The organism is Mycobacterium sp. NGS40 (genome assembly GCF_059812735.1).
In genome coordinates this window covers 1-9,734 of the sequence record NZ_JCALDG010000054.1, presented here as the reverse complement: position 1 = coordinate 9,734, position 9,734 = coordinate 1, and the positions used below count along the sequence as shown (strand labels likewise).

20 protein-coding genes and 1 pseudogene are annotated in these 9,734 nt (G+C 64.7%); 10 read left to right on the top strand and 11 right to left on the bottom strand.

The annotated features are described in order from the left end of the window. Positions 1 to 63 precede the first annotated feature (63 nt). Both AC5Y5O_RS31310 and AC5Y5O_RS31305 read right to left on the bottom strand, forming a co-directional pair. Positions 64 to 237, bottom strand: a complete 174-nt coding sequence (locus AC5Y5O_RS31310) for a hypothetical protein (protein WP_005115654.1) — start codon at positions 235 to 237, stop codon at positions 64 to 66. Between the two features lie 2 nt (positions 238 to 239). Continuing rightward, positions 240 to 551: a hypothetical protein gene (locus AC5Y5O_RS31305; protein ID WP_005113636.1), complete on the bottom strand. Its 312-nt coding sequence runs from the start codon at positions 549 to 551 to the stop codon at positions 240 to 242. 46 nt (positions 552 to 597) lie between these two features. On the opposite strand from AC5Y5O_RS31305, the gene AC5Y5O_RS31300 reads away from it, so the two are divergent. Next, positions 598 to 855: a helix-turn-helix domain-containing protein gene (locus AC5Y5O_RS31300; protein ID WP_005113635.1), complete on the top strand. Its 258-nt coding sequence runs from the start codon at positions 598 to 600 to the stop codon at positions 853 to 855. A gap of 105 nt (positions 856 to 960) precedes the next feature. Beyond that, positions 961 to 1,287, top strand: a complete 327-nt coding sequence (locus AC5Y5O_RS31295; protein WP_005113634.1) for a hypothetical protein — start codon at positions 961 to 963, stop codon at positions 1,285 to 1,287. An 8-nt stretch (positions 1,288 to 1,295) separates the two neighbouring features. Here AC5Y5O_RS31295 and AC5Y5O_RS31290 read toward each other — a convergent pair whose 3' ends face one another. The 3 genes from AC5Y5O_RS31290 to AC5Y5O_RS31280 all read right to left on the bottom strand — a co-directional run bounded on the left by AC5Y5O_RS31290 (position 1,296) and on the right by AC5Y5O_RS31280 (position 2,439). Then, positions 1,296 to 1,568 carry a hypothetical protein gene (locus AC5Y5O_RS31290; protein WP_005115651.1) on the bottom strand — a complete coding sequence of 91 codons (273 nt, stop codon included), beginning with the start codon at positions 1,566 to 1,568 and terminating at the stop codon, positions 1,296 to 1,298. A gap of 200 nt (positions 1,569 to 1,768) precedes the next feature. Beyond that, positions 1,769 to 2,110, bottom strand: a complete 342-nt coding sequence (locus tag AC5Y5O_RS31285; RefSeq protein WP_005113632.1) for a hypothetical protein — start codon at positions 2,108 to 2,110, stop codon at positions 1,769 to 1,771. After that, a complete protein-coding gene (locus AC5Y5O_RS31280) occupies positions 2,107 to 2,439 on the bottom strand; it encodes a hypothetical protein (protein WP_232530485.1) in 333 nt (110 codons plus the stop codon). The genes AC5Y5O_RS31285 and AC5Y5O_RS31280 overlap by 4 nt, the downstream gene beginning before the upstream one ends. 99 nt (positions 2,440 to 2,538) lie before the next feature. Here AC5Y5O_RS31280 and AC5Y5O_RS31275 point away from each other — a divergent pair, with 99 nt between their 5' ends. From AC5Y5O_RS31275 to AC5Y5O_RS31255, 5 genes are all read left to right on the top strand, one after another. After that, entirely contained in the window at positions 2,539 to 3,054 is a 516-nt protein-coding gene (locus tag AC5Y5O_RS31275; RefSeq protein WP_005115648.1) for a C40 family peptidase, read from the top strand. A gap of 355 nt (positions 3,055 to 3,409) precedes the next feature. Next, positions 3,410 to 4,693 carry a hypothetical protein gene (locus AC5Y5O_RS31270; protein ID WP_500028699.1) on the top strand — a complete coding sequence of 428 codons (1,284 nt, stop codon included), beginning with the start codon at positions 3,410 to 3,412 and terminating at the stop codon, positions 4,691 to 4,693. Beyond that, positions 4,690 to 5,754 (top strand): hypothetical protein, encoded by a 1,065-nt coding sequence (locus tag AC5Y5O_RS31265; RefSeq protein WP_005115646.1) that lies wholly within the window; start codon positions 4,690 to 4,692, stop codon positions 5,752 to 5,754. Before AC5Y5O_RS31270 ends, AC5Y5O_RS31265 begins: the two co-directional genes overlap by 4 nt. Positions 5,755 to 5,756: 2 nt before the next feature. Further along, positions 5,757 to 6,038 carry a DUF4031 domain-containing protein gene (locus AC5Y5O_RS31260; protein WP_005113625.1) on the top strand — a complete coding sequence of 94 codons (282 nt, stop codon included), beginning with the start codon at positions 5,757 to 5,759 and terminating at the stop codon, positions 6,036 to 6,038. Further along, a complete protein-coding gene (locus AC5Y5O_RS31255) occupies positions 6,029 to 6,478 on the top strand; it encodes a DUF6283 family protein (protein WP_232530486.1) in 450 nt (149 codons plus the stop codon). Before AC5Y5O_RS31260 ends, AC5Y5O_RS31255 begins: the two co-directional genes overlap by 10 nt. Before the next feature lie 27 nt (positions 6,479 to 6,505). Here the strand turns inward: AC5Y5O_RS31255 and AC5Y5O_RS31250 are convergent, their stop codons facing one another. From AC5Y5O_RS31250 to AC5Y5O_RS31230, 5 genes are read right to left on the bottom strand one after another with little or no spacing between them, the layout of a single operon-like run. Continuing rightward, on the bottom strand, positions 6,506 to 6,736 hold the full coding sequence (locus AC5Y5O_RS31250) for a hypothetical protein (protein ID WP_005113622.1): 231 nt from the start codon (positions 6,734 to 6,736) through the stop codon (positions 6,506 to 6,508). Next, positions 6,736 to 6,915 carry a hypothetical protein gene (locus AC5Y5O_RS31245; protein ID WP_500028698.1) on the bottom strand — a complete coding sequence of 60 codons (180 nt, stop codon included), beginning with the start codon at positions 6,913 to 6,915 and terminating at the stop codon, positions 6,736 to 6,738. The genes AC5Y5O_RS31250 and AC5Y5O_RS31245 overlap by 1 nt, the downstream gene beginning before the upstream one ends. Before the next feature lie 14 nt (positions 6,916 to 6,929). Beyond that, entirely contained in the window at positions 6,930 to 7,088 is a 159-nt protein-coding gene (locus tag AC5Y5O_RS31240) for a hypothetical protein (RefSeq protein WP_165483568.1), read from the bottom strand. Next, positions 7,085 to 7,429, bottom strand: a complete 345-nt coding sequence (locus AC5Y5O_RS31235; RefSeq protein WP_005113618.1) for a type II toxin-antitoxin system PemK/MazF family toxin — start codon at positions 7,427 to 7,429, stop codon at positions 7,085 to 7,087. Before AC5Y5O_RS31235 ends, AC5Y5O_RS31240 begins: the two co-directional genes overlap by 4 nt. Then, on the bottom strand, positions 7,426 to 7,662 hold the full coding sequence (locus tag AC5Y5O_RS31230) for a hypothetical protein (protein WP_032703735.1): 237 nt from the start codon (positions 7,660 to 7,662) through the stop codon (positions 7,426 to 7,428). Before AC5Y5O_RS31230 ends, AC5Y5O_RS31235 begins: the two co-directional genes overlap by 4 nt. Positions 7,663 to 7,711: 49 nt before the next feature. Between AC5Y5O_RS31230 and AC5Y5O_RS31225 the strand changes: the two genes are divergently transcribed. Genes AC5Y5O_RS31225 through AC5Y5O_RS31215 form a run of 3 tightly spaced genes read left to right on the top strand, consistent with a single transcriptional unit; the run spans position 7,712 to position 9,478 of the window. Next, entirely contained in the window at positions 7,712 to 8,305 is a 594-nt protein-coding gene (locus tag AC5Y5O_RS31225) for a hypothetical protein (RefSeq protein WP_005113616.1), read from the top strand. A gap of 45 nt (positions 8,306 to 8,350) precedes the next feature. Beyond that, a complete protein-coding gene (locus tag AC5Y5O_RS31220) occupies positions 8,351 to 8,701 on the top strand; it encodes a hypothetical protein (RefSeq protein ID WP_005113615.1) in 351 nt (116 codons plus the stop codon). A 39-nt stretch (positions 8,702 to 8,740) separates the two neighbouring features. Then, complete coding sequence (locus AC5Y5O_RS31215) at positions 8,741 to 9,478, top strand: hypothetical protein (protein WP_005114904.1); 738 nt, start codon at positions 8,741 to 8,743, stop codon at positions 9,476 to 9,478. A gap of 12 nt (positions 9,479 to 9,490) precedes the next feature. Here AC5Y5O_RS31215 and AC5Y5O_RS31210 read toward each other — a convergent pair. Beyond that, positions 9,491 to 9,734: pseudogene (locus tag AC5Y5O_RS31210) on the bottom strand (hypothetical protein); the annotation flags it as partial.

The window sequence follows — 9,734 nt, the reverse complement described above, 5'->3', positions numbered from 1 at the left end:
CATCGTGGGCGCGAAAAGCGCGAAAAGTGTTTGAACGCAAGGCAAGACAATCGTTGGCCACGATCAGTCCCGCTCAGCGCACAAGAAGTTTGCCCACCAGTCGATTCCGCCGTTGACGGCGAGCTGGCCGTCCCAAAGGTCTGGATCGCTTCGGGCAATACCCTCGTGGATGTAGCCCAGCGCGCCCCACGTCACCCGATCGCCGGCCCGCACCAGGGCGCGATCAGTGATCTTCACCGTCACCACCCGCCGATTCTGTCCGGGTCGAGGTCAGCAAGGGTGATCAGATCCTCTTCGGCGTCGGCGGCAACAAGTGCGTGCGGCTCACCGTTGTAGAGGTACGGCCGGTGAGAAACCGCAAGGCTGCGGCGGGAGATATCGCGGCCGAGGACCGCGGCGGCCCACGCTTCGCCCCGCCGGTCGAGCGCATCGGTGCACCTGCGCAGCAAGTGAGGGTCGACGAAGCCGTGGTCACGGCTCTTGCCGTCGCGTCTCAGTTCGATCAGGCGGGCTTCGGAGATCCTGGTTGCGGGATCGGCGCCTCGGGACATATGTCGACTATAACCGACACGGCAAGGGTCGTCTATAGTAGACATCGTGCCGATAGACGCCGCCGACCTCCAGAAGCTGGGCGAAAGGCTGCGCGCACTCCGCCACGCCGCCGGCGAGACCCAAGAACAAACCGCCAACAGCGTCGGCCTCACCCGCACCTACCTCACCGAAATCGAAGCCGGCCGCAAAAACATCACACTGAGCACCCTCTACGCCCTCGCCAACCACTTCAAGATCGAACCCGCCGAAATCCTCCGCGTGGAGAAAGGCCGCACCACCCGGCAATCCCGCAAGTCCTGTTGAAACCCGAGCGCGCGCGACACACCATCGGTCCATGCCCGCGACATCCGCGATAGCCCTGATCCGCCACCCTATGTGCCGGACCATTTACACAGGGGAGGTTCAAGTGTGAGTGATGACCGCCAGAGTGACCCCGATGTCGACTACGCCATGCACACCCGGGTCCACTGCCGCGCCGATGCTCTCGCGCGCCTCAATCGGCTGGCCGAGCAGATGGACGACCGCGACACAGGCCAGACGGCGGCAGGGAGACCGAGGTGGAGGGCGTACGCCATGGCAGTTCTGCGTGTCGCCCTGATCGTCGTCGGCATCCCGCTCGTGTGGATCTACCGGACGGAACTCGACTGGTCGATCTGGAAGGCAGCCGCCGCCACACTTGTCCTGGTTCTCCTCGCCACCGGCCAGACCTTCCTGGCCGCGGTGTGGAGCCCATAGCGCCCGGATCAACGAAAATCACACTCAGGCAAGGAAATAATACGATGTCGGACGGCAACAACGACCCCCAAGGCCAGCCTCAGCAGTTCACCCAACAAATGCAGCAGCGGACGACCCAGATCGCTCAAGCGCTCGACCAAGACGTCGTGCAGGTGGCCCAGCAGATGCAACAACAACCGATCCAGGTCGCACAGCCACTCTTCCCGGACTGCAGGCCAGAAGACCCGCCAGCGTAAGTCAGTGCTGCCGCAGACCGATCCCGATGACACGACCACGGCCACGCTCAAAGATCATCCTGGACGCCTCCGCCGCGCGACAGGCCGGGCGAGACGACGCAAAGGCCGGAAAACCCAACAGCCCCTTTGTAAACGAGACTCTTTACGCCGCATGCGTTGATGCACCAGTCGGGAGTAAGACCCACCTCCTGCGCGCCTACAACCAAGGCTGGCACGAACAGAACGCGGCGGCAGGTGCCGAATGATCAGAAGCGGATGCCGCGCTCAGCCAGAGCGCGACGCCACACTGCCTGCACGTCCTCACTGCAATGCGCCAGGGCGTCATCCCAGGTCGGCCACCGGTCATGTTCGGCATAGAACGTGTACTGGTAATGCAGGGACTGGGCGTCGTGAGGTTCGTCCGGTTCGTGATCGCGTGCACACTGTGAGCAGACACCTGGTGGTGCCGGCAACAGCGTGAAGCCGGCGTCCTTTCGCGGATCGCCGAGCTGCTTGATGGTCGACGGCAGATGCCGGACCACCGGTGCCGGTGTGCTCCCTGTGCTCCCCTCGGACTCGAACGCCTCATCGGGGCCCTGCTCGATCATCGTGACTCGCTTTCGACTAAATCCTGCAACGCCACTTCGTAGGGCGTGTAGATGCGGATCTCGGATTCATCGCCAGTGATGTTGTCGCGCAGCGTGATCCGGGCGGAACCGCCGTTTCGTGAGACCCGGCGTGCGGCGGTATCGGCCGCCCCGGCGTCGCGATGGGAAGTCGTTCCGACGATTGGGCGCGAGGTGTCGACGACATAGAGCCCCGTCATGGATTCGTCGTCGCTGAACGTCTTCGTGCCGTCGAAGCGAAAATGCACCTTCCACGGGCGCGTCCGGCTCGCGGTCGCGCGGCGCCGGCGAGGTGAGGGTGAGTGGCTCATGGCGGTGGGGTGCTTCCTGCTCTTGTGAGTTGCGTGCGCGCCGCGCGGCTTTGATGTCTACTATAGCCGACATTCTGGTATGTCGGATATAGTAGACATATGTCCTCAGTGCCCGACAACTCGGCCCCAGAACACGCTGTCGAAATCGCATACAGCTACCTCGGACTCCCGTACGTCTTCGGCGGCGGAGATCTGAACGGCCCCACCAACGGCGGGTTCGACCGTGCCGGATTCACCCGCCGCGTCGTGTATGCCGCCACGGGAACGGATATCGGTAGAACACTCGACGTCCAGCTCGACCGCTGTACGCGACTGCCGGCGGGGGACATCGCGCAGCCCGGCGACATCTTGTTCTGGACCTCTCCGGGCGGTTTTCAGCGAGTCCATCAGCAGGCGCTCTATACCGGGATGATGACCGTGATCGCACTGATCCCCGAGGATCTCGTAACGCCAGGGGCCCCGTTTGACACCCGCGTGATCGCCGCCGTTATGGGCACCGTCTTCCACGAACAGACAGTCGAGCGGGACTTGATCACCGCCAAGCCACCAGCCGGACCGGGCAAGCCCGAAATCATCATCGCCCGGCCGCCCTACTCCGAAAACACATCGGCGTGAGCGCCGCGACGCGACCGACGAGTTCTGTCGGTGGCCGTAGGCACCATAGGCAGAAACCCGCGTAGATGACCGCTCGCCGGGGGTAAAGCCCGCGGCGGACGGTCCTCTTGAAACCTCCTGAACAGGTCCGAAGGATCGACGATATGGGTGACATTGGTACCAGCCCGCGGAGGGTCGAAGTGACCCCGGAGCCCCCTCCGGTGAGGCCGCTGCTTCGCGTGATCGGCACCATGATTGCCGGCCGAGTCAAGGATGTTGTTCGCAACACAGGTCCAAGAGCGAGCGCGGTAACAGCGTGATCAGGCCTACACCACGTTTGACTTCGATGCCCGGAACGGAACTGGACACCGTGGATATGACCGACCCCGCCAACACTGACCTGTCGGCTATTCAGAACCAGGAGGTAATCACCGCCGCGCCGGTGGCCTTATGCCTGGCCGTACTCGACAATGCAGCGGTTGTGGTGCAGACATCGCCTTCGACCCCGCCGGCGCTTGCGCGCGTGATCGCGCGCGAAGAGGCATACGTCCACCGATTCGAGCGGGACCGCCTCGACCAGCTGAGGGGGAGAGGCGGCGCCGGTGATGAGCCATGGATGGCCACTGGGCCGGTACAGGCGGTTCTGCTCGACCCGCTGCTGGCAAGTCTCACGGGTGACCATCGCATCGCTCGCGTTCAGAAGATCCTCGACGAAACCGCACCGCCCTCCATCCTGCGCGATAGGGGACCGCTGCTGTTATCGCTCATCGGCATGCTGGGATTCATCGTCTTGCTCGGCGCCGGCCTTGTACCGCTGCTGATCGCACTCCCGGGTGCCGTCATATGCGGCTACAGCGCGATGATCCCGCGTCGACGCGGCGCGTACCTGCGTGGCCCACGCGAACTGGTGATGCCGCCACGCTATCCGACGATCTCGCTCGACGACGCGCTTCAACTCGCAGCGCTGAATCGGTCTCCCGCTTCACCTGCAAGCGGTTCGCAAGCCCCGGCTACACAGTCGTCTGTAGGCCAGGCTATGCGCGGACCTGAGTCCGATCGGATGATGAGTCCCGCCGATCGCCGCCGCGCTATCGACGACGTGCACGCCGCGATCACAGAACTGGACACGGAATGGCTGGAGTACCAGCTGGATACGCATGCATGGTTTCTGGCAAAGCCGCAGCTGCGTAACCACAACGACCCGATCATCAAGGCGTATCGCGAAGCAGAAGCCGAATTACGCGACCGCGCCGAAGAATTGACCGACACCAGCACCGACGAACAGATCACCGCCGCTCAGGATGCCGCGCGACACGCACTGAAAGCGTGGGGAACCGCCAACCGGCACGCTCTGAAGATCGGCGTGACGAACCTCAGCCCGTCCGAAGAGGCGGCCCTGGGAACACTGCACGGATTGGTCGGCCAGCTCAACGACCGCGCCACCCCAAAGGAAATGTGGCCACAACTCATCAACGCCATCAGCCGCACCATGACCAAACTGACGACGGTGCCCTGCACCCTGGCCGATATCGCCAAACTGCCTGTCATCGAATCGGAATCCCGACTGCGGGCCATCGAACAGCGCTCTGCGTACGGACGGCCGCATCAGGACGCCACAGGCATGATCTGGGCACACCGGAAAGACGGAGGCACGCCATGACCGCCGCGCCGCGACCACGCGGGTCCAACGAGACGACGATGCGCGGCCCGTACACCGCAACACTGCGGCCGAACGCACGGATTTTCGTGAGGACAACGTCGAGCAGAGCGCTACCAGCCGGACCGTACTCTGCGCCGTTCGTCATCCGGATCGGGCTCTGGCCGATCGAGATGGCGCTGAAACTGCTAGTAGCGGCCTGCGTCACCTACATGAGTCTGTACATCGCGGCCGCGGCGATTCCAGCGGAACCGAACCCGACAGTCCTGTCAGACAACTTCGCGATCGGCATGTTCGGGAATTTCCTTGCGCAGCTGCGTGACATCGTCGGGCATGTCATCACATTCGGCGGGACCGGGACGCCTTCATTGACCGGCACGGTGTTGACCGCCGCGATCGCGCTCGGAACCGAACGAACCATCCACACCATCACCCGGCCGCCACGCAGCCGCATTCTGGAACAGCCCGCGGATATCCGGGCTATCTCACCCGTAGGCTCAGGAACCGCGACGCAAGACACCGCCGATGACCCTGAACGGAACAAGAAACGGATCGCCGAGGTCCGCGCCGCCCTCGCCCAACTCGACGCGGAATGGCTTGCCTACGAACAGGATTTGGAAGCGTACTATCTCACCAAGCCCGTACTACGCGACCTCAACGTCCCCGAAACCGCCGCCTACCGTGCCGCGCTCTACGACCTGCGCGAGCAAACGGAGGCCCTCAGAGACTCAGCCAGCGCCCACGAGATCACCGCCGCCGAACGCGCCGCCGAAGTCGCACTGCTGGCCTGGGGAGCGGCCAACGACCACGCCGCGGCGATCGGCGTCAGCGACCGCAGCCCGACCGAACGGGCCGCACTGCGCCGGCTGCACGCCCTCGTCAGCCAACTCGCCCACCCATCCACACCAAAACCGATGTGGACCAGCATTGCCGACGCGATCACCCGGGAGATGGCCAAGCTCACCACCGTCCCCACCTCGTGGAATCACCTGCTGACCCTGCCTGCACTCGAACACCGCAACCTGGCCGCGATCGCCGCCCGCGCCAACAACGAGGCCTCCTAGAATTGACTGTCTACGTCGACGACATGCGCCTACCAGCCAAAGTCAACGGCGTCTTCGCACGCTGGTCGCACCTCATGGCCGACACCGACGACGAACTACACACCTTCGCCAAAAGACTTGGCCTTAAACGGGAATGGGCGCAAAAACCTGGCACCTGGGAATCGCACTACGACGTCACCGACCGTCTACGCACCGCCGCTATCAGGCAAGGTGCGGTACCCATCGGTGTGTTCAGCGCCGAAACGCTCGCACTCATGGAAAGACGGATGGCCCAATGCGACTGACACAGCGGGGCCAGGTCCGTGGACCAGCCCCACAACCGTGCGCCTCGTGTCCATACCGCCGCGACGTCCCGAGCGGGATCTGGGCCGCCGAGGAGTACGCCAAACTGCCCGCCTACGACGCTGACACCCCATTCCAGCCACCGCACCTGTTCCTCTGCCACCAAACCAGCGCCGACAATCCTCGGGCGCGGGTGTGCGCGGGCTGGGTCGGCTGCCACGGCAGCGACCTGCTCGCCCTCCGCCTGGCCGCCGCCCGCGGCATCATCGACGGCACCGAACTGGACATCAACCGCACAACCGACACGTCGGTGGCGCTGTTCAGCTCCGGCGCCGATGCCGCCGACCACGGTCTGCGCGACATCGACACGCCAGACGTACGGGCCTGTGAAGCCATAAACAAGATCGCCGACCGCCGCAGCGACACAACAACACTGGATTGAAGGAACGCTTAACGATTGTCGGCGCGGTCAACCCCACGCCAGGCGACCCGCATCCCAATCCCACACCGGATCCGGCACCGGCAGCGGCACAAGAATGCCGCCATGCTGATCCGCGTGCTGCCGCGCCAAATCCTCTTCGTCCGCGGTGAACGCCATGGTGCGCGCCGGTGCGTGCGGAACGCGCACGAGCCAGACGAGATCCTCCAAGCGCACACCCGGATTCCGGGGTTTCAACCTCAACGTGTTGGGCTCGGTCATCAGGCGTCCTTCCGCGGCCTGACGCGGCGGGCGACCACCGTGGTGTTGATCTCGGGCGTTTCGATCGTGATGCTGTGCTGCCAGGCAGCGTCGGCATCGTCGAACAGAACAGACGTGCTGGCCTGTCCGGTCTCCCGGTTGACGCTGACCACCCAGTACCCGCCGCTACACGGGCTCACCGTGGGCTGCCCTTTCACTCGTTGGCGTCGAGTAGCTCAACAATGTCGTCGGGATGGTCGGCCGCGAACAGGTCGGGTTCGCTGGCGTAACGCATCGCCTCCAACTCTGTGTAGCCGAGATCTCGCGCCGCGGTGTACAACACCGAATACGGCAGCATACTGATATCTGTCATGTCGCACCACCTCCGAAATCGCAAGCGACAGCAACGTTTAACGCCGCACACACGGCGCGCATGCGGTGATCTGAAAGCCGGCCAAGACGTTCCACGAGCATGGCAATCGACACGCTCTCCACTGAGTCCAGATTCACCGCGGACGGTCGAGGTATCGGATCGGCGTCAGGCTCCAGAACGACTTCGCTGGCCAGCCCTCGAATCGTCGTCGTGCACGGCGCCACCAGCACACGGCCAAGGCGCGCGATCGCGGCGTCACGTGATAGCACGACCACCGGGCGCCGACCAATATCGGCCAGCTCGCACCACCAGACCTCACCGCGGCCGGGGATGTCCGTCACGATGCACCGGCGGCGCGTCGCCACGAAGCCAGGTCGCCCCACTCGTCGGGCTGGTCGAGCGGCTGCTGGTCGTAGATGCCGTAGGCGACGTCGATCTCGGCAGCACGGTGCATCGCCAACAGTGCCTGCAAGGCCTCGTCCACCAACGGCGCGTCTTTCGTACCAGGGCGTAGCTGCCGGGCAGCACCGATCAGGTCGGCATCCACTGTCGTGGACAGTCTCACACGCGCCATGCCACAATTATGGCGTCAAAGTGGCACGACGGCTAGAGGTAGGGGACAGGTGGACAGACCAGTCGAATCCCCGTCACGTCCCCGCACCAGCAAGACGCCGTCGCGACCCCCACTGATCCGCGACCCCGACCCAGCCACCGACCCCGACCTCTGGAGAGGATCCGCCCCTCCCGACCCCACCGCGTGGACACCGACAGTCACCAACCCCGATCCGTGGGCGACCGACGACATAGGCTTCACCACTGCCGTCCGCTCGTCGCGGCCACCTTGGTTTCCGAACCGCCGAACAACGGCCATCCTGGCTGTCATCGTCGTGGCCCTGCTCGCCCTCATCACCGCGATCGTGATTGTGATGACCCGTGAACCGGCCACCCGCGATAATCCCGCACCGGCGCCAACGACGCCGACGTCCCCGACGACTACTACAACGCCGGTGACCAGCGCACCGCCGCCGCCCCCACCCCCGCCAGCACCGCCGAGCGAGGCGCCGCCGCCCGCGCAGCCGAGTTACCCACGCACCTACTATCCGCGCACACCGAGCCCAGAGCGCCCGAACGTGACGACGCCACAAACCCGTGGACCCGACATCAGCGTGCGGCCATCCCACCGACCCGCGTTCCCCGGCCAACCCGGCGAGAACTGACCCCGCACAAACACCGACACACCGGCCTTGAGCCATGATTGAAAAGTGATCTTCGCCTACCTCGCCGGTGCCTTCGTCGTCGCTCTGGCCGCATGGTTGTTCGGCTCGATCATCGCCCGCGTCGTCGGCCTACTCTTTGCGCTACTGGGCTTGACGGGCATGGTCGTCTACGGCACCCACAACCAACCCGGGCCCGCCGCAACATGCTTCGCGGCGTTCGTCGGCGGACTCGCGCTATGGCTGGCCGGTCACTGGATGTACGCCTACAAGCATCACAGCTGGCCCAACCCAATCGCACGGCGCCTGTTCAACCAGACACCCTTGCGGCGCCTCGACCCCACCCGCCGTTGGGGAATCCCCGTCGTCAACGTCGATCACAGCGCCAACAAGGACTAACGATGACCGCCACGACGGTCGAACACGGGGGAGATGCCAATGAAAAGAACGAGGAACCGCGCCAGATACTGGCACGGTCTGGGCGCGTGCCCCGCGCCGTTCGCGGTCCGCAAGATCGAAACAGCCGCGATGCGGGGGCTGCCGGCACGGCCCAACGCACCACTGGAGTGCCGGGAGTACGTGTACGCCAGCACGTCCTGGGACGTGGCATTAGCGTTCAGCACACTCGGTGGAGGCCAGGCGGTATGCGAGGTCGACCCCGGCGGTCTGGTGACGGAGGTGGATCCGGATTTCCCGAACCTCGGTGTCCGATTCCGCGGCCCAGTCAAATCCGTGTCCGTCGAAGTAGTGAGCGAGTCGGCGCTGCCGACCGCCCGCCAGATCGTCGAAGTGCTATCACCCGACTATGTGTGGCCGGATGGATCTGCCAAGTACGCCAACGACGGGCATCTCCTGGCGCCGCCGTTCGCGCGAGCGTGGGGCTACGCCGATGAGGATTTTCGGTGGCTCGGCCCGTGGTACCCCATACATTTCCTACTGCCCAGCGCCGATGGAATCACCGTCGCCATCAACGAGAAATGCCGCGCGCACCAGATGTATCCGCCGGATCATCCCGATCTGGACGGTCGCCGCCGCGTCCCGTTAGGGTCGCTCGACGATGCTTGGCGCCAACCCGGGCTCTATCCGGCGACGGCAGATCTGCTGGAGAAGATCCGGATCAGGCTTGAGCGCGACGACCCTACATTGGAGCCGATCCGGCGACCCTGGGATTGGTGAACCTGCCGCGCCTTACACATGCGGCGCGTCGGCGGGCCTGGCAGATGACGTGTGGCCGTTGATGATTCGCCAGTCCGCGATGTTCCACGACGTCAACGACATCACCGTCCACGCTCGCAGCGCAGGGTATTCGAGTGTGGCGATGTCCTCGTGGTGTGTCAGGACCGCCGACCCGGGACCATCCCGATCCCACCAGAACAGCGAGAAATCCGGACCCGGCCCATTCCTGCGATTGGCCCGCCGCAAGGCGCGCCGC